We start from the raw sequence: 23,456 nt of genomic DNA on the forward strand, positions 1-23,456 counted from the left end.
TTCCTTACGGGGAGGGCAGGGCCGAAGACGAGAGCCTCAATAGCAATACGACACGCCTTCCAGAATCGCGCACTGCCGCTTGTTCGGCGCGTTCGGATCGTCCAGCGGCACCATGCCCTTGCCCTGGCCGACGAACACGCCGGGCCCGACATGCACCGAGCTCTTGTTGCCGATGATGACGCTTTGATGCGGCGTCGCGCTCGAGCGCGTGCCGTCCGGCCAGAGGATGGCATCGCCCGAAAGCATCCCGCGCCGTCCGTCGTCGCAGCTGACATCGCCCCCTTGTCGGGTGCAGACCTGTGCGGCGGCCGGTCCGGCAAAGGCGGCGCCAACGGCCGAAACCAGGCTCAGCGCGGCGATGGTGTTGCGGATGGTCATGGTGCCCCCGGACGTGTTTGACGGTCTTGAGTGAATCGTCGCGCCAAACCCGCCGCCGGTTCAGTCGGCGGACGGTTCCGAACGGTGTGATGGCGCCTGATATTATCTATGAAATACAATATCTTAGGGAAAAATCACCCGATTTCCCCGCGATCCCTTGCAAAATCATCGGCGCCCCTTCAAGAGAGTGCGCTCCGGAGAGATGGCCGAGTGGCTTAAGGCGCACGCTTGGAAAGCGTGTGTGCGGGAAACCGTACCGTGGGTTCGAATCCCACTCTCTCCGCCACCGATTCCATGCACCTAATTGAGTAGATTGCGATTTTGTTGGATCGAACAGATCTGACCCCACATTCCACCCCACAAAACTTTTTGGCTTGGTCCGGCCCTGCGCATGCCATAGGGCGCTGAGCAAGTGCGTCGTTAGGAGCCTTTGCGATCACCGGCACCGCCGGTCCAATTGCCTTTGTCGGTTACAATTTTCAGGGTTACGGGTTCACAGCTTAAGCCGATGCCATAGGCATCTCCCGTCTTGATGGTCTTATCCGTCATGTTGATAAATTGCGCAGCCATCAACATGGCAAGGCCGTTGTTGGAGATGCACTCTGGCCTGCCGTTGACGAGAACTTGCTCGACAGTGATCGGCTGATCGTTCATCGACACGATCCTTAAGTGGCTCCAGCACTGGGTGGCTTTCGGGTCCAAATACCTGCACTCATGGGTCACCCTAAGTGACGGGCCCGTGGGCGGAACGTAACCGGTAGCTATATCGATAGCATTTGCGAGCGCAGGCTTTAGCGCCGGAAACCAAGCGTACAGCGTTTGGATGTTGGCAATCGCGAGCGGAATGCCCAGCAGTAGAAGCAGGGTTAACGTCGCACTGATCTTTTTCATTGAAACCCCCTCGTCCTCGAATCGGAATGGCCAGTAATTTTTGAGGCGTTAAAGCCGTGGGCCAATAAACCACAGGTTGGTTTGGTCCGTACATGGACCTCCGCCAAGTTTTCGCGACCAACCTCAGGCGCATCCGGCATGACCGGAAGCTGTCCCAGGAGCGGTTGGCGAACGATGCTGGGGTGGACCGGGCCTACCTGAGCCGGGTCGAGCGGGCCGTGACCTACGTGGGCCTGGAGATCGTCGAGAAGCTGGCCAAGATCCTGGACGTGGACCCGGCCGAATTCTTTCGGAAGCCGGCAAGGACAGGTGCTCGACGGAAGGCCGGCTGAGCCCCTTCCAGCCCCGCCCGTCTCCCAGGCATCACCGGAATGACCAGCCCTGTTACCCACCGGCGCCCGGGGAGCTTCCCGGCTTGGCTCCTTCTCGTCGGGACTTTATGAGCGAAATCGCTGGACGAAATGGGTTCGTCCGAGGGGCATGGGATGCCGGACTCAGAGCCAAGCTGGACGAGCGAGAGCACGTCGGGGGACGGATGCTTGCCCGCGCCGACGGCCTTGGCGGACAGCCGGGTATAGCGGACATGGACGGCGACGTTGCAAGGACCGGGCTCGAGCACCTCACGTCCGAGAATTGTCATTCCTCAGTTTGGGTCTGAGCGCCGGACGAGCGCCTCCAACCGCTCATGGAGACGAATGCGCACAGGAGCGGTCCGTGTCTGGCCGGAAATCTTAGTGGCAGTGTGAGGTACAAGCCTTAACGAGAACCGATCGGCGACCAGGCCTCATAGTCGTCGCCGGGGGGTCTCGAAAAATGGGCTGGGAAGCATGAAGCCGCCCAGCCCAAACCGAAAACTCAAGCAGCCTTACGAGCCTTGCCGATGCCGCCGGTTTTGGCTGCTTGGCTGAAGTGCTCGTCCAGCTCGCCAGCGCGCACGGCCCCGATCAGGGCGTCGATGACGGCCGGCAGCTTGTCCTTTGAGCCGACGACGATGCCGGCCTTTCCCTTCTCGAACTCGACCGGCTTGGAACCGAACTTGATGGACATGACCAGCTGCCCGCTCGCGTCGGTCTTCCACCAGGGTCGAACGACCTGCTGCTTCGTCGTTGCCTGCCGCTCGCCGTTGACCTTCGTCCAGCGCTGGACGGTCCGGGCGTGATTCGGATCGCCGAGGAGCAGCTTCTGCTCTTCCAGCTTGGTGATGAACTTGGTCCGGCGCATCTGGACCGGATCGTTGCCAGCCTTGGCCAGTGCGGTGAAAGAGAGGGACTTGAGGATCGGCATTGGGCTCTCCATTGTTGGATAAACCCGCCCTACTTTAATCCGGTTCATGACACTGTACATGCTGCCCACTTCCAGTTGCGAGCATTCTACTGGGCAACTACAATCCTTCCCGATTCCCGCATCTTCAGCTGGCCGACGGATTGATATCGTCGATGCTTAACATTCATTCGAAGGCTCATTGTATGCAAAAGGTGTTGATCCTCTTTGTGCACGGCCTGGCCGGTAGTGCCGACAGTTGGGGCGCCTTCAAATCGTTAATCGAACAAGACGATGAGCTAAAGAGCCGGGCGGATGTTGGATTCTTCGTATACCCAACGGGGCTCATTCGTTGGTTTTGGTCGAAGAAGTATGTGAACCCGCAGGATGTCGCCGACGGACTGACGACCGAAATCAGTGTGAGGCGGGCTGACTACAAGAAGATTCTGCTCGTGTGCCACAGTATGGGGGGGCTCATTGGAAAGCGATGCGTGCTCGACCATATTCTTCGCCATCAAGACTTGCGGGTGAACGGAATAGTATTCTTCGCTACTCCCCATCAAGGATCAGAACTAGCGGCGGTCAGCGACGCTCTTTCCCTGGAGCACCACCAGACCAGAGCCATCAAACCCGACACGAATTTTCTCAGTTCGCTCAACGGCGAATGGCTAGAGCGAGCATGCGAAGCGAAGGTGGACACGACCTACGTTGCAGCCGGCCAAGATGCTTGTGTCTCAAAAAAGAGCGCTGAGGGGCCGCGCACTTCTCGGCGGGAAATTGACCTTTATAAAGGTCACATCGACATTGTTAAGCCGCGCACCAGCGATGATCTTGCGTTTCTGATTGTCAAAGCTGCAGCGAAACGAGTGATTTATGACAAGAACGCGGACTACTCTGCGCTCCAGGACGCGATAAACAACGGTGACAGTCATTCCGCAGAAGTTCTAGTCGCAACGAGAGGCCGGAGCTGGATAGAACGGCACGATGCGGACCGCGCAATAGAACTTTTAGAGCGGGTTATTCAGCGATTCGACCCATCCTCAGCGGAAGTCGTTTGGAGCAAATATCTCCTTATCATAGCTAGATTGTTCAAATCCCAGGATACTTCTTCAACGGCTATCGATGACGCCCTGCTAGCAGAATCCGAAAACCTTAGGCTCTCTCCACTGCTGCTTGCGGAGAAAATGGAACTCGCTCGCAAGAGAGGAGACAGCGAACTGGCGCTTAAAATCCATATCGAAGTGGATGATAGGCTTCGCGAACGGGAAACCCCTCGTTCAGCAGGAGAAGCATACGCAATGGCGACTTCTCGCTTTCTGATTGCCAATCTCCTCAGGTCAGGAGGGCTGTATGTAGAAGCCAAAACTGAGATCGAGCTGGCGCAGCGATTGTTTACACCTACAATCATCTCACATCAGACTGAGATGGCTCACTGCCAGTATGCGCTGGAAGTCTGCCGAGCGATGATTGGGAAAACATTGGAAGATCGTAGTCTTCTGACGGGCGGCAGCGAATACCGGCCTTTCGCCGAAGCGTTGCTAGTCCTGGCACGATCTCATTCGGAATGGTCGTTAGCACGAATTGCTGAAGCAACCGAAAGCTCAGAATTGGCTGCAAATGCCTTTGAGGCGATAGGTTATCATCCGTATGCAGTGCGAGCCAAACGCCTAACAAGGCTGCTAGAGGCTTGGCGAAAGCTCGAATGGGGCGCATCGATCGAAAGGGTCATCGCAGCGAGCCCTGCGGACGGAAGCATTCTACGCGCGCTTCTCGGAACATCGGAGCACGCCGGAACGATCCGGGACCGCTTCAATCAGTTGCGTCCGTCTGCGGCTGTTGGGCTACTTCAATTCGCATCTGCCTATAATCCTAACTGGAGCGAAGACATCGGCCGGTTTGCGCTGCCGCCCATTCTCCAAAAGTCTGACGGAAACCTAAGGTGGGTGAACCTCTTTGCCTCGTCCTTGTTCGAGGCCGACAAAATCCTAAGAAGTCGTTTGCGGATTCCGGGAAACTTGTCCGTACCATTGATAGCTGACTAAGCGAGGAATCATGTCGGAGCTTCGGGAGCGAGAGCAAGCGTTTCAAACGCAAAGCGGGCGGTTCATTAGCCGTACCTTGGAACTCATGGGGTATCGATCACTCCAAGATGTCCCGGATGTCACACGTCGGAAGCCGATTGCGCTGCTTCCGGTGCCAATAGCGGATTACAAATGTATTTCTGAGCAAGAGGCTCGTCGAATCTCAGACGGCTTCCACGGAGAGCTTGGAGTCGCGCATTTTCTGGTCATGAATCCAGATGAGCGGAGTAGTTATACGCATCCGTTGCTCGCCATCGCCAGCCAACTGTCTGAGCGGCTACCGCTCAAACATCCGGTTGACCATCCTATGGAAGGCCACGCCGAGGCAGTCAAACGCTTCGGTCCGGCGGACGGCACCCTAAAAATTTACGACCTCGACACCAAAGATGGATCGACCGGCTATCGAGAACAGGCTGAAACATCGGAGATGTTTGACGCACACAATGATGGTTTGGGGTACGCGGGAGCGGTCGAGGCATTCATGCTGTATAGCGATACCGCACCATTGGCTGGCGGATACACATACTTCCAAAACATTGTCCTACTTGCTCTCTTCCTGGCGAGGGAAGACCGTAGCGCTTTCGAAAGTCTCTTTTTGCCTGACGCAATAACGGCCCTACGCCCACGGGGTAAGGGAGCGATCCGCGTCTCAACTCCTGTGTTGTTCGTCAATGAACAGGGCAACCCGCAAGCGTTTCTAAGGCTACAAACTGGAGAATACAAAATTAGTTGGCGCGCGGGAGACGCAGCGCTCGACCGGGCCGCTGCATTTCTTAACTCTAGTGCGGAGCCGTTTGCGGGAGGATCATCATTTCTTCATTTAGATAGAAAGGGTTCGGGATGCATTAGCCGAAATCACTGGACTGTTCACGGACGAACCCCATTCATCGACGGAGCGGAAGCAGCACAACGGCGGGTGCTTGCTCGGAAGTGGTTCATGTGCGCGCCGGAACACACTCATTACAAGCATGTTCCGGGGATGCACATTCATCCAGAATATGCTTCGATTTTCCCAGAAAGGTTTGGCACTGAATTACTAAACGGAGATTGGAACTACGATCCCGATAGAGATGAAAATGTACGAAAGCGCTAGCTATACCAGGCCGAAATTGGATCGGGCTTTAGCAGGTCCCGCTTTCACAATTGACGAGCTGGCTTGCCATTCTGCAGCGAAAACGCTGCGAGTATTGTCCCAAATGCGACCGAAGCAGCAAATGTTTGGCTTTCGATCGCAGTTCCTGTTTCGCTTATGTCTTTCGGCTATTTGCCATCAGATAAACTGGGACTTCCTATCTTCGCGACTATTAGCGGCATTTCAAACGGGTCAGATTGATCCGACATCACTGCAGAAGATTTCAGCCCGAGAAGTGCAGGTCTGGCTCGACGGTTATTCTCGGCCTGAAAGAATACGGGCGTCCGAGAGGGCTCTTCTGTTACGAGATGTCGGCGACGTGCTTGTTGAGCAGTACGGAGCAGACGCTGACAATCTGATTTTGAGAGCTGAAGGGCGGTTGATGGGCACGTCAGGGCTGCTCTATCGTTTAGATCAATTTATCGCTTTCCGAGAAGATCCGCTTAGAAAAAAATCTAATGTGCTAGTTCATGACGTAGTTAGGGATGGCGTGGCCAATTTCTTGGACCAGGACCAAATACTGCCTGCTATCGATTATCACATTATGAGGCTTTACTTGCGTAGCGGGAGGGTCGCGCCGCTGCATCGCACGACGATGGACTTGTTTCGGCGCGATTCGGCGCCCCGACCACGCTTGGTGAAGTTGCTGCGGGAGGCTGTTAGTCAAGCTCTCGCGACTACAGCATTCTACGCAGATCTATCGATACCAGAGATCAACGGCCTCGAATGGGAGATTGGACGCAGTATTTGCGAACGGGCGCATCCAAGATGCTTAGGGCCCGCTGATGATGGTTCATCCGCGTTCTTGATGAAGGACGGGCGTTGTCCGAATATTTCGTTCTGCCGTGCGTTCACTGACCCTGACTGGAAGGAGCTCCGAGAACCTGACTCAACGAAGCGATTCTATTGATCGCCAGCGGCCTTGAAGTAGACGATGGACTCGCTCAGCTGCTTATTTGGCGCATACGTTGTTTGTGTTGGGCTCAAGCGACCCATGTGCGTGTGAACGCTTGTTGATCTCACGACTTCCGCGCTGCACTTGAGGTGGTTGAGCATTTCAGCGCAAATGGTAGCCGTTGGAATTGGAATATCCTTGTAGAAGGAGTCTTGCAGGACGATAACTCCGTGAGCCCCTTTCCGCATTAAGTTGCAGAGCTGGACTAGGGATGCCTGCAGCCGATCGAAATAGCTGTAGTAGGTGTGATAGTAATAACGTTTGCTGGCGTAGCTCGAGTGGCTGTCGATTGCGATCATTACGCGGCGTCCCGATTCGCCCCACACTTGAGGCACGTTTGAATCGAACTTGCCGACGATTTTTGTCGTCCCTATCATCAATTTTCTTAAGTCATCTAGTGAAAAGGCAACCAGCACCTGGAGCACCGAAAGCTCGGGAAGGTGGGCGACGACATAATCAAGGCGATTGGGATAGGGCGGGGAGGTAACGCAGATATCGAACTTGGGAACGCGCTTAACGTGCAGCAAGTCGGCATTTCGGATCTCGAACCGCCGCTCATTCAAAGGCATAGAGGCTAGGTCGGAAATGATCTTCTCAGCTATTTCTTCAGACGCTGCTCTGAACCTATCGCTGGTGCTGTTTTCCGTGACGCCAGAGCGGGGCCGATACCAAATGGGATTGCTTCCTCTCTCGACAACTGCAACCACTCGCGCAGCTAACGCTAAACTTGCAATCGCAATCACTTCGCTGTCGTACTCTCCTACAGCGTCTGTAAGAAGTTTCGCCCAGAGTTCCGGACCTGACAGCTTCCGGGCTTCACAAATCTTGCCGATTACGCCACAAACGTAGGCGCCATCGTGAGGGCTCAGCACCGCCGTTAATGGGGGCGATGAATGCGTGAATATCGGCTTAGCCTTGAGATAGGCTTTAGTTTGACGTTGATCGCCTCTCGTTGAAATTCGAGTGCGTGACAGTAAAGCCGCAAACGGGCTTATGTCGATGCCATAAGATCTCGCACCTTCTAGGTAAGCGGCTATCATCGTGGTCCCCGATCCCAAAAAGGGATCTAAAACAAGGGGGCTTGAGCGGTGCCACAGCTGGCGAATGGCCGCGCGCGCGAATTCGGGAGAGAACGCGGTGTAAGTGTAGGTCCAACTAAAGGGCGAGCTGGGTGAAGGTCGCCTAACCTTCGTCGTTGGCAACGAGCGCCAATCAAAGGTGTTCGAACTGGCTAGCGGAAGCTCCATGGAAGCTTGAGTCGAGTGATTGCGGACCGGCGGGCTCCTCATGATCTGCTTGGGCACTTTTTCCTCTTGATCGAACCGACCTCATCCATAAACCAAGTGCGATGTGCCCGAAACCAAAACTTAGGTCGCTCATGAGTCTTATCCCGGTCCGCCAGCCGGCCTTACCACAAGCCAGTGGTCGCATCACTGCTGACGGAATTACCCTTCCATCATCAGTCCAAGCCCCTGAACAACCGTCGTTTCCATTTTGCCAGGCAGCCATGGCTCGCTCCGGCTGATTATGGTTCGGCACCACGCTGAAGTTCGATAACGAGTAGGAGCGTCCGGCCATGGTACTGAGCCCAGGGTGGTGGGGGGTAGCTGAAATGGGTCCCTGGAAAGTGGAGCACAGCGATCCATTGATTCTTCGCTAGTAAGCTCTGAAGAGCCCCGCCTGCTCCTGTCAGCGTTCATGACGTCGACTCTGCCGTCAAGAGCGGACCTTCCTCAATCGTTGTAGCGAGTCGGCCATGGGGCAAAAGCGAATCTTGAATGTTTGCTCCCTTCAGGAGGCTAGTCTTGAAAGCACATGCTTTCGCTGGAATGCATGCCTTTTAGGTTCGTCATGTGAAATCTGGTATCCAGCTTAGCATCCCCGTGGCCCTTCACGATGCTGCGGTTACAAAAGCATCTCGTGCCATGCGGCTCTACAAATCTGCTTAGCGGAGACCGTGGACATACAGTTGAAGCCGCGAGACGTCGTGGCCCGGCCGTTCGGCTAGAGCTACGGAGGGGTTCGGGTTTGCGCGGACCGGCCGTTGTCTGCTGCTACGTCTGCTTCCCGTCTAGGGCGACCTAGAGCCTACAGACGGCCACGACCAGTGAAAAGGCATAGCGTGTTTTCGAGGGGCGATCTTCCCGGCTGTCGAGGGCAGTTCATCGACGCCGTCCAAGGCCCTGAAGCCGGTCCTAGCGAGCCGCTCCTCTCTTATGGACACTATTGACCATTTGGTTTATTATAGAGAAGATTACTATTTATGAGTGTGCGCATTGCTGATCAGAAGTTTGCTGCGCCTCTTGCGAGGCGACTAATCGCGTCGGGGGTATGCGGAATTCGATGGCAAGGCGATCGAAGAGCGGAAGGTCGGCCGGCAGTAGCCGGCCCTCGGTACTAACCCGACGTATCGTCACGATTCGTGCCGACAAAACGTTTGGAATACCGGAAACCGACATCACAAATCCTGAGCGGCTTAGACGCCTCGCACAAGAATGGACCTACCTCCTTCGGGTGCGCGCCCGCTGGTCGTCGGACCCGGATTTGCGCAAGGCGATTGCTTCGCGAGCGGTGAGTGATCTTGAAAGCATCGGTGTCACGCGCGAGCGCCTTCAGGAATTGGCGACAGCCGACCGCGTCGAGATCGAATTGCACGATTGGGATGCTAACGATTTACAGGCATGCAGTATCTATGAGGCCGCGTCCGAAGTGCCTTGGGAATATATGATTAGCGCCGGCACACGCAGTGAGGGGCGGTATCAGAGTTTCTTGATTTCCCGACATTTCAAAAATGGATTGGATAAGGTTTCTCCACACCCGCCGCGGAGCGTGCTCTTCGTCGAGAGCGCGCCGGGACGATTCAAGGACAAATACGAGTTTGCTGACGAAGAAGGGCGGATTGGCGCCGCCGTTGGAGCGACGATCCGCCCTGAAGAAACGAAGGTCAATAATAAATATTGGGAGATCTTGCCAACCCCGCAGAAGAACGAACTGCAGGAGAGGACTCACGATCCAAGGCATGTTTGGGAGGCCATCCACGTCACTGGGATTGATACCCACCAAGCTGGCTGGTGCATCGAGAACTTTTACCCCGATATCAAGAGGAGCAAGCCGGAGATGTTCGCTACGCTCCTCGACTCCTCCGGCCGGCTGCGTGACGGAATGATCCTTCGTCAAGGCAACGAGAGTGAACTTCCTGTGCGGTATGACGAAATGGCCAAAATCCTTGTTGGCCCGAAGCCTCCTCGGATCGTGACGTTGAACCTTTACTACTCGGGCGCCCGTATCGCGCGCGAGTTGGTTAGAGAGGGTGCGCATGTCGCCGTCGGCTTTCTCGATGAGATCGACGACGAATTGGCAGAGATGTTCTTCCAAGCTTTCTATTGGGAATGGTGTCATCCAAGCGAAAAAATCTTCTCTATTCCTGATGCATTTGTAAGCGCATGGGGGAAAATGCCTAGTGCAGGCATGCATGGCACTTCGATCGTGATCTGGATGGGCCGCAGCGTGTTCGAGCCGGGCAGCGGATCGCGAAAAAACGTCGTTCGGAGATCATCTTCTCGCAAGAAAAGGGGGAGCCGATGATCGACGGCAGGAAGAATATCGGGCGACGTCTTGGAGACACCACGATCGATCGCCTCATTCAGGTCGATCTGGAGGTAGCAGAGGAAATCAATTATTCGCTGCTGCACAACAACAGGCCATTGTTGAACAAGCTTACATTGACCAAACTGGTTGCCGGTCCGGTCGATGAGATCACCGTCCTCGTCGAACTCTACGTCGGCGCCGAAAGCTATCCCTATCGCTATACTATACCGGTCCTGAACGAGGTTCAGGTACCCCTCTCCGCGCAGGTTAAAATCCCGCTCACCGCCAATCTGCCCCGCTCACTTCATGAACGCGTCCAGTCGGCGGTATACGTTAAGGTCACCTGTGGCCCGCGTACGGCGTTTGAGGACACCCGACGGGTAACGCTAATCCCAGTGGATGAATGGCTAGACGATACCAATAATAATCCCTGGCTCCCATCCTTCGTGCTTCCCAGGGATCCGGTCATACTGAAGATCATCAACGCGTCGCGTCGATATCTGATCGGCATTATCGACGATCCGAGCGCCGGGTTTGACGGCTACCAGCAAGCAACAGAGGGAGCCGTCGACCGTCAAGTTCAGGCGATCTGGACCGCGCTCGTGAACGAATATCGCCTTCAATACATCAATCCGCCGCCAGCCTATTCTGAGCAGACCCAGCGCCTGCGCACTCCGAGCGAGATCGTCGCCTCCAACACGGGCACCTGCATTGATCTCGCCCTGCTGCTCGCCTCTTGCCTCGAATATATCGGTATCTATCCGGTCGTCGTCCTGCTCACGGGACACGCTTTCGTCGGTTACTGGCGATCGGACACCGTCCATGACGACTTCATGGCTGTAACGACGGTTCCCTCGACCGTGCCTGCCGTAGGCGATCCCGCCACCCGAGACGCGGGCTTGCCCTATGTCGATCCATATGGTTGGCGGCTGACCAAAATGAGCTATGCGGAGATCATGGCTTATGTGACATCGGGCCATCTCGTAATGCTCGAAGCTACCTATTTGACCGGCGCCTATAGCTTTAAAGACGCCAAAACCGAAGGACGGGCAAACCTGCGCAGCCGCAGCGAGTTCGACAGCCTGCTCGATATCCAATGTGCCCGCGCTCTTAGCGTGACTCCGCTTCCAATGATCAGTTAGCGACGGCTGAACATGTCACAGTTTCTTGCCGAAGATCCTACGAGATTTCTGTCGCAGATCAGCGCGATGGAGAAACACCAAGATCTCTTCCGAGACCTCTATGTGGACTATGACGAGCATGCCGAATCGATAGCTGGATTGCGCCGTCGTCGCCGCCGTGTCTCCAACACCCCGGACACTCCGATCGTGACGGTATCATTAATCGAGGAAAACGGCGTTCTTCATTGGTGTGATGGGATCCCGGCCCAGGAGGACTCGCCAAGACACCGGCGAAGAGCGCAACGTGCAGCCAAGCAGCAAGCGCTTCCGGACCGGACGGTAGTGTTAACGAAGGAGTTTCCGAGGCTGCAGCCCAACAAGGCCGCCGCAGCTATTGGTGCCATCGACATGCGTCTCAATCCTGCGATCGCTTCTTCGATGCGCTCTAGGCTCAGACAAGTTCGACGCCGGCCGGACGGTACTGCGGTCATTGACACTGATATCAACGGACCCTTTGCTGGCCGCACCTTGCTGCTCGTGCATGGCACTTTCTCCAACGCCAGCAACGTGGTCGGCGAATTCATCGCGACGCCGGATGGCCAAATCTTCCTCAATGCCGCTATGACGGGCGCCACGAAATACGACCGTGTGCTCGTATTTGAGCATGCTACGCTAGCAGTCAGCCCGGTGTTGAACGCGCTCGAACTCGGCCGCGCATTTGCCGGCTCTTCTGGACAAATCGACGTCGTGGCACACAGCCGTGGCGGATTGATCGTTCGCTGGTGGCTCGAAGCCTTCGGCAGCTCTCTTTCGCCCGAGGCCCATGTACGTGTGGTGTTCGCCGGCTCGCCACTGGACGGCACCTCTCTTGCAGCACCGGACAAGCTGCGGCACAGCCTGAGCCTGATCTCCAACATCGGGACCTTTGCAGAGAAGACTTTGGAGCTGGTCGGGGGTGCTAATCCATTCTTGTGGGTCGCAGGCAAGCTGGTCGAAATCGTAATGACTGTAACGGGTACTCTTGCGAACACCCCCTTGATCGATGGGCTTGTGGCGCTTATTCCCGGACTGTTCGGCCAGTCTATGATTTCGAACAATTACGAACTCAATCTTTTACGACTTGGACCGTGTGCTACGCAGCCAACTTATTTTGTGGTGCAAGCGAATTTCGAAACGACCAACCCGGGCTGGCAGTTTTGGAAGAATTTTCGGGCGTTGCGCGTCGGGGACATCGCCGCCGACATCGTTTTCCCCGGCCAGAATGATCTCGTTGTAGATACCGTATCGATGACCAAGCTCGGCGAGGTCGGCTTTCCGCTAAATATCAGAAATGTGAAGGATTTCGGGACTTCACCTCAGGTTTGGCACTGCAATTACTTTCGGCAGAAGGAGACGATCACCTTCCTTCGGGAGAGTTTCGCCTAATCAGGGGCACAGACAGCCCTTCGGTGTGTTCGCGGAACAACGCGCGCAGTTTCCGTCGCAGCGGCACCAGGCGTTTCGATGCTGCGCCAAGCTTCCCCGATGGCGCTATCAGATAAGCTTGCAGTTCATCCTGGATGACGTCGCGGGCGTAACCAATTTTGACCAGTTGTCGTTCCAGCATGCCGGTCGAATATGTCCCGAGCATCCGCCGTACTGCATTGCGATATTCTGCATTTGTGAAGAACAGGGCGTGCGCCAGTTCATGAGTAAGATCGCGGCGACGCCGACCAAAAATTCCGACGATGTAAAAGCGCCCCCGCAGCGTTTTAAACAAGCGGAGCAGGTGTTGCTCCTTCCGCGTCAATGGATCGAAGTTTCCTAGGTAAAAGGCACGAAGAGCGGTGGACGGTACGTTAAACCCGGCCCAATCCTGATAATAGGTAAAGTTGCCGTACTGTTCGGCGTACCAATCCGCGTACTCCTCTAAGGAGAATACGCGGCCGTGGAAGCGCGGCGACTCGTAATGCTCTTGGACTCGTAGGAATGTCGCCGCGAGATCGTATTGCGAGTCGAAGCGAAGCAGATAAATACCTCGTCCTATTTTTTTCCTGAGGACCTTTCCTGACATACACTCTCATCACTCCGGGCTGTGGATTTTCGCTGCGATCCGTCAGGGACGGTATCATGGAGAGCGATTTAGCGCGATGGATCGGCGTGACGGGTCGGCCGGCTGAGAGACCGGAGTAGTATGAACGAAGGCGAATAGCATGACTACCGAGCAAAGCGCGGGACGGCCCCGCTAACGGCTTGGAATCGCATGCGACGTCCGCCGGCGCTGCGCCGTAGATTTGACTCGCGCGCTCGCTTTAAATGTGTTTCGATTAGTTTTTGCAACCAGTGTGGGGACATTGTTGTGAAAGTCATTTTGCATTTATCGTGCGCTTTGCTTGTTGCCAGTTGTGCGGTCCGCCCGCTTCCAGAGCAGGCCACGGGCATCACGACTTTCAATATTGTAAAGCAAATCCGTTGTGAAACCCGCGAAGCGGCCTTCAATGTCTTAGTCAATGGCCTTGCTAACAACCCCGATGTGTTCGGGGAGCCGGCGCGCGCAACTGCCGAGGGCTTCCGAGGACATCCCGAACTGATGCATCAGTTCAAGCCAGTGCTCTTTGCGGGCAACGCAAGAGAATTCGTCAATTTCTTCTGGGACACTGGCATCGCGTACAATTTCTCGCTGGATATGACCGAAATCAACGACTTTGGTGCGAACGTCAACCTCATCCAGCTTCCGACGGGATCAACGACCATGTTGGGGCTCGGTGGCGGGGTAGACCGACTGCGGGAGAACAAGCGCACGTTCACAATCACGGATGATTTTAAGGGGCTGCTGAATCTCAAACCTAGGACCTACTGCGATGGGCATCTCGCCACGAACGAAGAAACGATCTACCCGATAACAGGTAGGATTGGCGTCGAATTGTTTATTCGCGAATTCGTTAGAGTCGCCCTATTCACCAACCTAAAGGAGGACAAGGATTACGACGGAGCTCCGACGATGGTGGATACTTTACTCTTCAATACCTTCGTTTCAGGATCCATTTCGCCAAGAGTTGTGTTTTCACCGGTCGGGAGAGCATTCCAACTCGCGGATGCATCCGTTACAGCGGCAGCGAGCCGCCGGGACGTTCATACGCTCACAATGGGTCTGTCCGTCATTGCGGCTCCTCCGGGCGCGGCGGCATCGGGTGGCAGGCAGTTGTTCGGTCGTCTACTGACATCGAGGGGCGGTGGCACGAAAAAAGCCGCAGCGGAAGCGGTCGATCAGGAACTCACTAGGCAAGCGTTGGGCAGAACCATCGTTGTTCGTCCATAAAACAAGAGGATTGTTATGGCCAGAAAACCTTCCACCAAAAAGCGTCCGACCAAGAGAACGGCATCGAAATCCCGGCGGGCAGCAAAGAAAAAAGCTGTCCCAAAGCGTACCCGCGCCGCGAAAGCGGCGAAGCCCCGAAAACCACGGTTTACGGAGGAGTTCAGCGACCTGGACTTGGAGAGCCCACGCGCGGGAGGCACGCGCCGTGCCGAGAAGAAAGCCGCGAAGCGGAAAAAGATCGGAAAGCCAAGGTTCACGGAGACTGTTAGCGACCTCAATCTCGGAGACTAGTCTGAGGTAGGTTCTACGCACTACAGCGGACGTGGGCGCGGCTGATCCTTCGACCTCAGAGTCCTAGTTCGGCGCCATTGGCGCGGGATCGGATTTCGACGCCCCCGGGGGATAGCTGAATTGGGTCCCCTAAAAGGGTAGCACAGTCGCGGAGTTCGCACGAAAGTTCAGGAAACTCTGAGCGAAACAGGCTGATTTTCCTGCTCTCTACTAAGGCTGGTCTGCCAGCAAAAGAGATTGCTTGCCTGACTTGGCGTATGACGAACGATGCAACGGGCGACATCGCCCAAGGCATCTGTTTGTTCGACGTCGCGAGCAAAAGAAAGTCGGGCCGTACGATCGCGTTGCACCCGGAAGCCAGGAGCACCCTGATCGAATACCGGAAGACGGTTACTCGCAGAGCGAGCGAGTACGTTATCGTCACTGAGCGTAAGAGCCGGACCTCTGCACAGGCGGTTGTCAATATGTTTCCGCTGGTATCGGCACCTTGGCTTCTACGGCTGTTCCAGCCACAGCGGTAGACGCACCTTCATAACCGGTACGGCTCGAAAGATCTCAAGTGTTGGCGGATCGCTAGGGGGCGTCCGAATCCTAGCGGGTCATTCGAACCGCGGACTAGCTACGGGATCGGCTGAATCGATGGAATTCCACAGCCGCAGACACCATTTCGGCAGCGCTAGGATCATCTTAGACCGGCGGAGCGCTGCGACCTCCAGGGTGCGCTCGCACGACTCCTTGAAGGCCATCTTCTCCGGCATCCGCATCACGTGGTCATTGGCGGTGGCGAGCGACGAGATGCAAGACCCAGTAGCCGAGCCCCGATGGCTTGCGGCCGTGACGCTCGAGTAGCGGCCAACGCCAATTCGGATGTCGTCTGCCTTGCGCGCGATCTCAGCCGCCGAACACGATCCGACCGAGCACCGGAGAGAGCCTCACAGGCTCCGCCTCGACTTGGGTGAGAGCCAGCCGCAGCGCCTCTGTCGTAAAGCTCTCCGTCAGGGGATCGGTCACAGGCGCCCGCACTGCGAGGCTTGGAAAGTCTTGAACGACTGATGATAGAATAACCCTTCTATCATCAGTCTCCTCAAGGCCCTGACCTGGGGGCATTTTTATGTTCAGTAGGAAGCGCCTCTTTCTCCGACCGATTACTGTTCGGCATCATGCTCGCGTTTTATAACGGGTCGAGCGAGCCGGTTGCGACGCCTGATCTCTGTGATCAGGTCTGGCCTCTGATTGGGGGCTGCGGGTAGCCGAAAATGGGTCCCGCGAAAGGGTAGCACAGCAAGCAAAGATCCTTTGCTGCGAGACCCAAGAAGTCGCTGGTCCACGCTTGCCGCACGTGCCCTTTGAGCCTCGATGTCTGCTCCTGCACCGGGAGCGGACGGAATAGCCCCGCGCCAGCGTGTCGGCTAAGGGCCCACAAGCCGACCTCGGCGACGAAAGGGCCGCTCAAAAAGCCGCCCTCGCGCATAAGCTGCAACATCACTTCAACTTATATGTACCAGTCTGGTGATTGCAGTCTTGAAACGTTCCCTCTTTGATGACTGGGAAAGGCCCCAACGGTTGTACCGTGGCGCTCATGACCATACCATCGTACTTCCCAGTCCCCGCAACTGCCTCTCTGGTTACCTTTCCATCAGAAGTCGAGAAGTATGAAAGTCGCTTATCGCCGTCTCGGTCAATGGACTCGCAAACCGAGGTGCCCGTATTTTTCCCACCAAGAGACGCACTCATCCCTACGCACCGGAATGTATCCTTATCGAAAATCCCACCTGGAGGATTGCTTCGGACAGACCCCGTCTGCTCATAACTTCGCGCAGTGTGGGTCTTGGAAAATGAGATAGTGCTGCTCGTGCCCGACCAGCACGCCGTGTAATCGAAGTTGCCTTCTTTTTGGAGCTCGGCGGCGAAAGCAGACCGGGCAAACGCAAAGACGATCAAAGCTAAGGGATACCTGCATGCGCTTTTCATAGTACCCTCCTTATCTATTAACAGCACCAACGATCCTACGCGAACGCGAGGGGGCGCCTTGATTCAGATCAATGGACGAGAGGACGAGGCTATCCGTACCGGGTCAATCGGGTCGGTTTGCTCGCGAGGCGATGAGTTTCGCTCAAAGCGGATAAGCGGACACGCTCAGATCGAACCGGCATGTTTCGAACGAACCAATAGGTGACGTTCGAGATGTAAGAGGCCGTCAACGGTAGCAAGCGAATAGCCTTGCTTCTTATTGCTCCCGGACCCCTCCCTTCCTCAGCCCATCGAGAATGTCGTCGATCTCTCGGCGAAACTGCGGGTTGGTTGACATTGAGTAAACAAGATCACGGTACCAATGGATCGTGAAGTCTGGTCGCAGCTTGTTCAATTCAGTCAAGCTCCGCTGTGCCTGTTCCAATTGCCCCGTGGCTCCATAAGCCGAAGTCAGATCTACATAAGCGTACATGTGCGAGTTGTTCAGATTGACCGAGCGCCCGCATTCCTCGATGGCTTCTCCATATTGGTGCAGGTGCAAATGTGCATGGCAGAGCCGGAAGCGCCATTGGAAAGCAAAAGGGTCTCTGGGACTGAGACGGAGAGCCAACTGGGCCGGGGAGAAGGCTTCGCGCGCCCGCCCGGAGACGATAAGTGCGATTGCTTTACTACCGTAGGCAGCTGGATAATTTGGATCAATTTCGAGCGCCGCATCGTATTCAGCCGATGCCTCCTCAGGGTGTCCAAATAAAAGAATGTCTCCCTTGGTCGTATGAGCACTCGCGCTTGCCGAGCTTTTGGACAGAACTCTGTCGATAAGGTCGATCGCTTGCCTTTTGTCTTCAACAACGGACGCAGACCATCGGTTGTTCACACCAGCCGCCAGACACCGCGCTTTGCCAATCATGGCCTCAACGTTGTCCGGATCGAGGCGCAGCGCACTATCGAATAGGTCCATTGCCTGACCATTTTGGATCTTCGACTGCGGCTCATAGAGCTTTGCCCAGCCTCGCATCGTGAAGTCCGTAGCGTCTGGATTCCTCGATCGGTCCACTTGGCTGCGACGGCTTTCGGCTTGGATCAGTTCAATGTTAAGCGAGCGAGCAAGCCGCGCTGTGATGTGGTCCTGCAAGGCGGCGAGGTTCGTACGATCGCCGTCGAAACGATCGGACCAGACGTCCCGACCGGTCGCGATATCCGTAAGTGATACGTTGACCCGAACCTGATCCCCGTTGCGCCGCACCGCGCCCTGGACCGCCCAGCGGATGCCAAGCTCCTTGCCGAGCGTCCTGAACTCGACCTGCTTGTTCTTGTATGTAAAGGCCGTTCCCCGTCCGATAACGAACGCGCCGGGCATTTGCGCGAGGTCGGTCGTCAGGTCGGTCGTGATGCCGTCGGCGAAATAGTCCTGCTCCAGATCGTTGCTGACGTTTGCGAACGGCAGAACGACAAGTGACAAGCGGGGAGCAATGTCGGGCCGGGCCGTAGCCTCCCTCTGCGTCTGTTGCTTGTCCGGAAACACGTCGGTGCGGAGCGTCTTCCACACAGTCCAGTAGCCGACGAGGCCACCCGCGACCGCGCCGATAGCCGCAATCGAAGCGAGCGCCCCGCCGATCAATTGCAATCTTACCCGAAAGCGACCCTTAAAGTTGCGAGGTGATGCCGGTTGGTCCGGAGGCTCGTCATCAGATGGCGTTTTGTTCAGTGGGTCACTATCGGATGCCGGTTTATTCGGTCGGTCGCTGGAGACTTCTGAGTCCGTCACCATTGCCTCCCCGCAGGGGCCAAACGCCCAGAGTTCGAAGCTAGCAGAATTCGCGCCTTTGCGATCGGTCAAGGTTGCTGACCAGGTTCACAGCTCTTACAAGTTGTTGTGGTGATGCTGAATGAACGTCCGGTTTGGGTCCACAAGCTGCCCATAGCAGACTGCTTCACCTTGGTCGGGTCATCACCCGGAAGCAGACGTTGCGGCTCTCCGAGCGAAGGTCATCCATCATTCGCGTGACCATCCTGCGAGAGCCGACATTGACCGGCGTCATCGCGGCGCCGACAGATCCACTGTTCACGCTGGCCGATCAGACAGTCTCTCGATTAGTACCGACCCATATTCGCAGAGACGCCGTTGTCATGCTGGCAACAGCCTTATGGTTGGGCGAAGTGAAGTCAGAGGACGTTGGGCAAGCCGCGAAAATATTTGTGCGCGCAGCGTGGAAAGAGGACAGCGTAGACCCGCGCTTTGTCTCGCTGGATGCACCGGCGTTTCGGGGCGGTAAGACGCCGCTGTTAGAAAGGCTTAGCGCCGGCCTTTGGTCCTAATCAAAGCGCGGCCGAGCTAGAGCACGGGCTCGCTGGTTCACGCTGGCGGGCCTCTCTATCTTGTGCCGCAAGTAGGACCGGGCGGCGTCTCAGGCTTGGCGGCAATATTCGCGTCAGATCACACCGGCTCCTATGTCTTGCGGAAGAACCGGGCCAGATCCGCCAATCGGCCGAAGCTGAACCGAAAGCCCGCTGGCGGTCGCGGTCGGTCGGCTTCCGAGGAAGCATTACAGCGGGGGCAAGGATCGCCGGCTGCGCCGCAGCCGCAGGCGTGTGGACCATCCCAAGAGTGGTCCGGGTGGGCTTCGCATACCCAGCCAGTATCTTCGCAGGCGGCGCAGTTCATGGATCAACCTTCGGGGCATCCGATGTTGGCCTCGGATGCACCCGCGCGTCGACCATGACCTCGGTGATGGCATCGCGCAGGCTGTCACGATCGAGAATGCGGATCAGCGCGTCGATTGTGGCCGTGGCATCGCGCTCGTGCGTGAGGTAGTCGGCCAGCGCCATCATGGCGAGGTCGTAGCACTGCTCGATCTGCTCGGCGGGAGTCAGGCGCACCATCAGAGGTCCTCCCGGATGCCCTTGAAGGACGGGTGCCGGACCTTGCCCTCGGCGGACTTGCCCCGATACTCGACCTCCGCGAGGAGCTTCGGCTCGACCCAGAAACCCTTGTGCGACACCCGCTTCGTGTAGGGTTGCGTTTTCCTGATCAGCGGCTTCAGGAGCTTCCGCAGCTCGGTCTCGGACTCCTTGTCGAAGCCGTGGTCGACCTTGCCGGCGTAGATGAACTCATCGCCCATGTGTCGACCGACAAAGAGGCCGTCCCATTTGCTGCCGTCCAGCGCGAACCCGGCGATGGCCAGCGTCTCGCGGTGGGCGCAGGTGGTCTTGACCCAGTGGTCGCCGCGCCTGCCTGCGTGAGGCGAGCTGGCGAGCTTCGAGACGATGCCCTCCAGCCCGGCTTCGCAGGCGCGGCGGTATAGCTCCGCACCCTCGATTTCGAAGTGCTCGCTGTACTCGATCGCGGTGCCCGCGACCACCGGCTTCAAGAGGGCCTTGCGGTCGACGAGCGGCACCCTCCGGAGGGTCCCGGCCGTTGAGGTACAGCATATCGAACCCGACCATGACGATGTTCTCGGCGGCCCCCCTGAGGCTGTTCTGGAGCATCGAGAAGTCGGTCTTGCCGCCTTCCCCCGGCACCACGATCTCGCCATCGATGATGACGGAGCCGGCACCGACCGTATCGGCGTCGCTGGCGATCTTGCGGAAGCGCATGGTCCAGTCGTGACCGCGTTGGTGAAGACCTTGATGGCGCCATTGATGATGTGGAGCTGGGCGCGGTAGCCGTCGTACTTGATCTCGTGGAGCCAGCGGACCCCGCGCGGGACCCGCTCGACCATCTCGGCGAGAAGCGGCTCGATAAAGCCGGGATACGGCGCCTTCTCCCGATGACGGCTGCCGCCTTCTTACGCTGGGACGCCACAGACTACTCCACCACGCAACGACATGGATTTGAGTCTCGCCTCTTGGATTTGTTCCGCGACCGAAGTTAGCGCAGCCGGGGAATTTTGAAACGTTCGCCCAGGGGAACTTCATTGACGGAGAGGGCCGGAGGCTGACGATTTTTGCAGCAAACCGTGAAGCAACCAATACCCGCTCGCCTCGTTGCAGGTGACCCAGATAGGAGATCATCATGCGCAAAATCGCCGCAGCCGCTTTGGCCTCGATCTTGTTGGCCCCGCCATTCGCCTATGCCGATCAGCCGGGGCCAGATTGGGTGCCGATGGAACAGGTCATGGCGAAAGTTAAGCAATCTGGCTATTCGCAGGTTACGAAGCTGGAAGCCGATGATGGCCGGTGGGAGGGTGAAGGCATCAAGGACGGCAAGAAGATGGATTTCCATGCCGATCCACGGACTGGTCAGATCACCTCAGAGAAGCAAGACGATTGACGCCGTGGGAGGCCGCCAACTCAGGCAGCCTTACTCTCTTCGTGCGGGCAGGACGACAGCGGCGATGGTGGGCTCGGTGCCCGGCCTGACGTCGGCGCCGCGCTTCCCACACGCCTTGCAGACGAATCGCGGCGCGAGATCGGAGAGCCTGACCTCGTCCGGCCACTGGTCGGCGGCGTCGCGGCCCAGGATGACGTTGTGGCTGGCGTTGTGCAGGCAGAAGACGATGAGACCACGAACGCCGGCCGACCGCATCTCACCCAGCGTGATCTTCACCGGGCGGCCATCAGGTAGGTTCCGGTTTTCGTGGGGGGCAGGCTTGCGCATTTCGCGATCAAACCCCGCGCCGGCCGGTGGCAAATTGTCGATAGGTGGGGGTGGGAACGGCGCTCAGCTACCGCTGTCGTGGGTGTGGACAGAGGCAGCAACTGAGGCGACTCAGCTACAGCACGCGCCCTTACCGTTCTCTTGCATCGGCGGGCACGAAACGGTGCCGAAGGAACAGAACACGCAGCAGTTGCCAGAGACGGCTTCAGGCGCCACGTTGACGACGGTCCGGATGTCCCATCCAGGGATTAAATGGACAGTCCGCCCGCAGCGGCCAAGCTCATTTGCGAGCCCACGTCACAGGCGAACGACCTTCTAATGATGTCTGACCGGAATCAGCGAAGGACCATTCAGGCTAACCGGCAGTATTTCGAAGAGCACGTGCACCATAGGTGTATCCGTCTTGTTGAAAACGGTGTGGTTTATATCCCCAGATTCAAAGAAGAAATCGCCCGGGGCGTAGACTACAGTCTTATCCGGCAAGACGTAAGTCATGTAGCCGGAGGTGACTTGGCGGATGCCCGGCCCCTCGTGATTGTGCTCACCCACATGTCCGCCGGGCGCAAGCGTCAACTCGGTGACTCTGAGCTTGTACTTTCCATTGATCTCCTTGAGAAATCCTTCAAGCGGCGCCTCGAACTTGATTTTGGCGACCAAGCCGCTGGTATCGACTTTGACTGGGCTTACGCCTACTTGCGCGCGCGCCTCGCCGGCCTGTCCAAGCAATGCCGCGAACGGTGCCGTTGCGAGAGCCAGAAGAAAATCGCGTCGGGCGGGTGTATCGTTTGGCATGATAAATCTCCTGTTGCCGCTAGTCGACGCCAATGGCAATCGAAGCTGCAGCGTAAGCCGCTCGCCGGGCGCTAAACTAGTGCGTAGACCGGACTACTTCCGCACCCCTGCGCCGCGTGATACGCTCAATCATGCACCGTTACGGCCAATATTGTCCCGTGGCGCGAGCGGCGGAAATTCTTGCCGACCGTTGGACCGTGCTCATTGTCCGCGAGCTGCTTGCCAACGTTAGTCACTTCAACGAACTTGAGCGCGGTCTTCCTCACATGTCCCGCACACTGCTTGCGGGCCGGCTGCGGCGATTGCAGCAAGCCGGCGTGTTGGAACGGCGCGGTGCCTCACGGGGCAAGCAGACTGAATACCGACTGACATCCGCTGGGCGCGACCTGCAACCGATTATCGACCAATTTGGCGGATGGGGAGCGCGCTGGGCTTTCGGTGATCCGCGGCCCAACGAGCTCGATCCCGTCGTCCTGCTGTGGTGGATGCGTCGCCGCGTGCGCATCGAGGCCGTAGGGAAACGCCGCGTGGTGATCCAGTTCGACTTCGGTGGTGGGCCGACCCAGCGCTATTGGCTTCTGATCGAGCGCGCGGACGTTTCGGTCTGTCTCAAGAATCCCGGTTTCGATATCGATGTGATCGTCTCAACGGACATCGTGGCGTTTTATAGAGTTTGGCTGGGGCGCATAAGCTTCTCCGAAGCCTTGCATAGGCAGCAGGTCCGGCTGGACGGGACGCCCGCCGACGTTCGAGCTTTCTCGGGTTGGTTTGCTTGGAGTCCGATGGCAGACACCGTACGAGCTACGCTGGCCGATCGGCGGACTTCGCCGTCCAACGATCGTCATCCCAAGCTAGACCAGCCAAAATGAGCGCAGGCTGAAGCTGTGCGTCGTTCGGTATGTCCGGGGTGGGTCATAATCGGCGGTCGTCTAGCGCTCGGCTGCAATCTTCCGGTCTGTCCCGCTGAACCGAACATGTAGCGGGACCGCCTCAGCGGAAGCGATGGGCCATGTGTGGACGGCTCCGGGTTGGCAAGGAGAATCTTCACTTGCGGCGTTGGTCGGAGCAGCCATGTGTTCGGCCTTCTTGTGCGGTACTCAT

Annotated in this window: 19 protein-coding genes, 1 tRNA gene and 1 pseudogene; 11 read left to right on the forward strand and 10 right to left on the reverse strand. The window is 57.1% G+C overall.

The features are described 5' to 3' along the window. Positions 1-36 precede the first annotated feature (36 nt). Positions 37-378, reverse strand: coding sequence for a hypothetical protein (locus tag IVA75_RS20640; RefSeq protein WP_247284788.1), 342 nt, complete (start codon positions 376-378; stop codon positions 37-39). Between the two features lie 196 nt (positions 379-574). On the opposite strand from IVA75_RS20640, the gene IVA75_RS20645 reads away from it, so the two are divergent. After that, positions 575-664, forward strand: a tRNA-Ser gene (locus IVA75_RS20645). A gap of 134 nt (positions 665-798) precedes the next feature. Here IVA75_RS20645 and IVA75_RS20650 read toward each other — a convergent pair. Continuing rightward, complete coding sequence (locus tag IVA75_RS20650; RefSeq protein ID WP_247284789.1) at positions 799-1,269, reverse strand: hypothetical protein; 471 nt, start codon at positions 1,267-1,269, stop codon at positions 799-801. 92 nt (positions 1,270-1,361) lie between these two features. Between IVA75_RS20650 and IVA75_RS20655 the strand changes: the two genes are divergently transcribed. Next, the gene (locus IVA75_RS20655; protein ID WP_247284790.1) at positions 1,362-1,601 is read left to right on the forward strand and encodes a helix-turn-helix transcriptional regulator; all 240 of its coding nucleotides are present in this window, start codon (positions 1,362-1,364) and stop codon (positions 1,599-1,601) included. A 523-nt stretch (positions 1,602-2,124) separates the two neighbouring features. Here the strand turns inward: IVA75_RS20655 and IVA75_RS20660 are convergent. Next, complete coding sequence (locus IVA75_RS20660; RefSeq protein WP_247284791.1) at positions 2,125-2,553, reverse strand: DUF6641 family protein; 429 nt, start codon at positions 2,551-2,553, stop codon at positions 2,125-2,127. 182 nt (positions 2,554-2,735) lie between these two features. Between IVA75_RS20660 and IVA75_RS20665 the strand changes: the two genes are divergently transcribed. Together IVA75_RS20665 and IVA75_RS20670 are read left to right on the forward strand one after the other, a co-directional pair. Continuing rightward, on the forward strand, positions 2,736-4,571 hold the full coding sequence (locus IVA75_RS20665) for a hypothetical protein (RefSeq protein WP_247284792.1): 1,836 nt from the start codon (positions 2,736-2,738) through the stop codon (positions 4,569-4,571). Between the two features lie 10 nt (positions 4,572-4,581). Then, positions 4,582-5,703, forward strand: a complete 1,122-nt coding sequence (locus tag IVA75_RS20670; protein WP_247284793.1) for a TauD/TfdA family dioxygenase — start codon at positions 4,582-4,584, stop codon at positions 5,701-5,703. A gap of 942 nt (positions 5,704-6,645) precedes the next feature. On the opposite strand, the gene IVA75_RS20675 is transcribed toward IVA75_RS20670, so the two are convergent. Then, a complete protein-coding gene (locus IVA75_RS20675; protein ID WP_247284794.1) occupies positions 6,646-8,001 on the reverse strand; it encodes a DNA methyltransferase in 1,356 nt (451 codons plus the stop codon). 1,039 nt (positions 8,002-9,040) lie between these two features. Between IVA75_RS20675 and IVA75_RS20680 the strand changes: the two genes are divergently transcribed. The 3 genes from IVA75_RS20680 to IVA75_RS20690 are packed head-to-tail and all read left to right on the forward strand — an operon-like array spanning position 9,041 to position 12,831. Further along, a complete protein-coding gene (locus IVA75_RS20680; RefSeq protein ID WP_247284795.1) occupies positions 9,041-10,282 on the forward strand; it encodes a hypothetical protein in 1,242 nt (413 codons plus the stop codon). Continuing rightward, positions 10,279-11,427, forward strand: a complete 1,149-nt coding sequence (locus IVA75_RS20685; protein ID WP_247284796.1) for a hypothetical protein — start codon at positions 10,279-10,281, stop codon at positions 11,425-11,427. Before IVA75_RS20680 ends, IVA75_RS20685 begins: the two co-directional genes overlap by 4 nt. A gap of 12 nt (positions 11,428-11,439) precedes the next feature. Then, positions 11,440-12,831 carry a hypothetical protein gene (locus IVA75_RS20690; protein ID WP_247284797.1) on the forward strand — a complete coding sequence of 464 codons (1,392 nt, stop codon included), beginning with the start codon at positions 11,440-11,442 and terminating at the stop codon, positions 12,829-12,831. Here IVA75_RS20690 and IVA75_RS20695 read toward each other — a convergent pair. Beyond that, the gene (locus tag IVA75_RS20695; RefSeq protein ID WP_247284798.1) at positions 12,803-13,459 is read right to left on the reverse strand and encodes an ABC transporter ATP-binding protein; all 657 of its coding nucleotides are present in this window, start codon (positions 13,457-13,459) and stop codon (positions 12,803-12,805) included. The two genes, IVA75_RS20690 and IVA75_RS20695, sit on opposite strands and share 29 nt — an antisense overlap. Positions 13,460-13,744: 285 nt before the next feature. Between IVA75_RS20695 and IVA75_RS20700 the strand changes: the two genes are divergently transcribed. Beyond that, positions 13,745-14,704, forward strand: coding sequence for a hypothetical protein (locus IVA75_RS20700; protein ID WP_247284799.1), 960 nt, complete (start codon positions 13,745-13,747; stop codon positions 14,702-14,704). A 2,518-nt stretch (positions 14,705-17,222) separates the two neighbouring features. Here IVA75_RS20700 and IVA75_RS20705 read toward each other — a convergent pair. Further along, entirely contained in the window at positions 17,223-18,803 is a 1,581-nt protein-coding gene (locus IVA75_RS20705; RefSeq protein WP_247284800.1) for a tetratricopeptide repeat protein, read from the reverse strand. Between the two features lie 188 nt (positions 18,804-18,991). Here IVA75_RS20705 and IVA75_RS20710 point away from each other — a divergent pair, with 188 nt between their 5' ends. Then, entirely contained in the window at positions 18,992-19,282 is a 291-nt protein-coding gene (locus IVA75_RS20710; RefSeq protein ID WP_247284801.1) for a hypothetical protein, read from the forward strand. A 342-nt stretch (positions 19,283-19,624) separates the two neighbouring features. On the opposite strand, the gene IVA75_RS20715 is transcribed toward IVA75_RS20710, so the two are convergent. Both IVA75_RS20715 and ligD read right to left on the reverse strand, forming a co-directional pair. Next, complete coding sequence (locus IVA75_RS20715) at positions 19,625-19,846, reverse strand: hypothetical protein (protein ID WP_247284802.1); 222 nt, start codon at positions 19,844-19,846, stop codon at positions 19,625-19,627. Then, positions 19,846-20,768: pseudogene (gene ligD, locus IVA75_RS20720) on the reverse strand (non-homologous end-joining DNA ligase). The gene IVA75_RS20715 and the pseudogene ligD overlap by 1 nt, the downstream one beginning before the upstream one ends. 210 nt (positions 20,769-20,978) lie before the next feature. Here ligD and IVA75_RS20725 point away from each other — a divergent pair. Beyond that, positions 20,979-21,236: a PepSY domain-containing protein gene (locus IVA75_RS20725; RefSeq protein ID WP_247284803.1), complete on the forward strand. Its 258-nt coding sequence runs from the start codon at positions 20,979-20,981 to the stop codon at positions 21,234-21,236. A 30-nt stretch (positions 21,237-21,266) separates the two neighbouring features. Here the strand turns inward: IVA75_RS20725 and IVA75_RS20730 are convergent, their stop codons facing one another. Both IVA75_RS20730 and IVA75_RS20735 read right to left on the reverse strand, forming a co-directional pair. Beyond that, complete coding sequence (locus IVA75_RS20730; RefSeq protein ID WP_247284804.1) at positions 21,267-21,563, reverse strand: hypothetical protein; 297 nt, start codon at positions 21,561-21,563, stop codon at positions 21,267-21,269. 315 nt (positions 21,564-21,878) lie between these two features. Beyond that, a complete protein-coding gene (locus IVA75_RS20735) occupies positions 21,879-22,355 on the reverse strand; it encodes a cupin domain-containing protein (RefSeq protein ID WP_247284805.1) in 477 nt (158 codons plus the stop codon). 131 nt (positions 22,356-22,486) lie between these two features. On the opposite strand from IVA75_RS20735, the gene IVA75_RS20740 reads away from it, so the two are divergent. Then, entirely contained in the window at positions 22,487-23,224 is a 738-nt protein-coding gene (locus IVA75_RS20740; RefSeq protein WP_247284806.1) for a helix-turn-helix domain-containing protein, read from the forward strand. Positions 23,225-23,456 lie beyond the last annotated feature (232 nt).

It is taken from the genome of Bradyrhizobium sp. 134 (genome assembly GCF_023074155.1).
GTDB lineage: Bacteria > Pseudomonadota > Alphaproteobacteria > Rhizobiales > Xanthobacteraceae > Bradyrhizobium.

What these genes read in the sequence shown, in the direction of transcription:
- IVA75_RS20640 (WP_247284788.1), bottom strand. Translation starts at nt 378, where the DNA reads ATGACCATCCGCAACACCATCGCCGCGCTGAGCCTGGTTTCGGCCGTT.
- IVA75_RS20725 (WP_247284803.1), top strand. Translation starts at nt 20,979, where the DNA reads ATGCGCAAAATCGCCGCAGCCGCTTTGGCCTCGATCTTGTTGGCCCCG.
- IVA75_RS20670 (WP_247284793.1), top strand. Translation starts at nt 4,582, where the DNA reads ATGTCGGAGCTTCGGGAGCGAGAGCAAGCGTTTCAAACGCAAAGCGGG.
- IVA75_RS20695 (WP_247284798.1), bottom strand. Translation starts at nt 13,459, where the DNA reads ATGTCAGGAAAGGTCCTCAGGAAAAAAATAGGACGAGGTATTTATCTG.
- IVA75_RS20735 (WP_247284805.1), bottom strand. Translation starts at nt 22,355, where the DNA reads ATGCCAAACGATACACCCGCCCGACGCGATTTTCTTCTGGCTCTCGCA.
- IVA75_RS20715 (WP_247284802.1), bottom strand. Translation starts at nt 19,846, where the DNA reads ATGGTGCGCCTGACTCCCGCCGAGCAGATCGAGCAGTGCTACGACCTC.
- IVA75_RS20685 (WP_247284796.1), top strand. Translation starts at nt 10,279, where the DNA reads ATGATCGACGGCAGGAAGAATATCGGGCGACGTCTTGGAGACACCACG.
- IVA75_RS20730 (WP_247284804.1), bottom strand. Translation starts at nt 21,563, where the DNA reads ATGCGCAAGCCTGCCCCCCACGAAAACCGGAACCTACCTGATGGCCGC.
- IVA75_RS20660 (WP_247284791.1), bottom strand. Translation starts at nt 2,553, where the DNA reads ATGCCGATCCTCAAGTCCCTCTCTTTCACCGCACTGGCCAAGGCTGGC.
- IVA75_RS20650 (WP_247284789.1), bottom strand. Translation starts at nt 1,269, where the DNA reads ATGAAAAAGATCAGTGCGACGTTAACCCTGCTTCTACTGCTGGGCATT.
- IVA75_RS20655 (WP_247284790.1), top strand. Translation starts at nt 1,362, where the DNA reads ATGGACCTCCGCCAAGTTTTCGCGACCAACCTCAGGCGCATCCGGCAT.
- IVA75_RS20680 (WP_247284795.1), top strand. Translation starts at nt 9,041, where the DNA reads ATGGCAAGGCGATCGAAGAGCGGAAGGTCGGCCGGCAGTAGCCGGCCC.
- IVA75_RS20740 (WP_247284806.1), top strand. Translation starts at nt 22,487, where the DNA reads ATGCACCGTTACGGCCAATATTGTCCCGTGGCGCGAGCGGCGGAAATT.
- IVA75_RS20665 (WP_247284792.1), top strand. Translation starts at nt 2,736, where the DNA reads ATGCAAAAGGTGTTGATCCTCTTTGTGCACGGCCTGGCCGGTAGTGCC.
- IVA75_RS20690 (WP_247284797.1), top strand. Translation starts at nt 11,440, where the DNA reads ATGTCACAGTTTCTTGCCGAAGATCCTACGAGATTTCTGTCGCAGATC.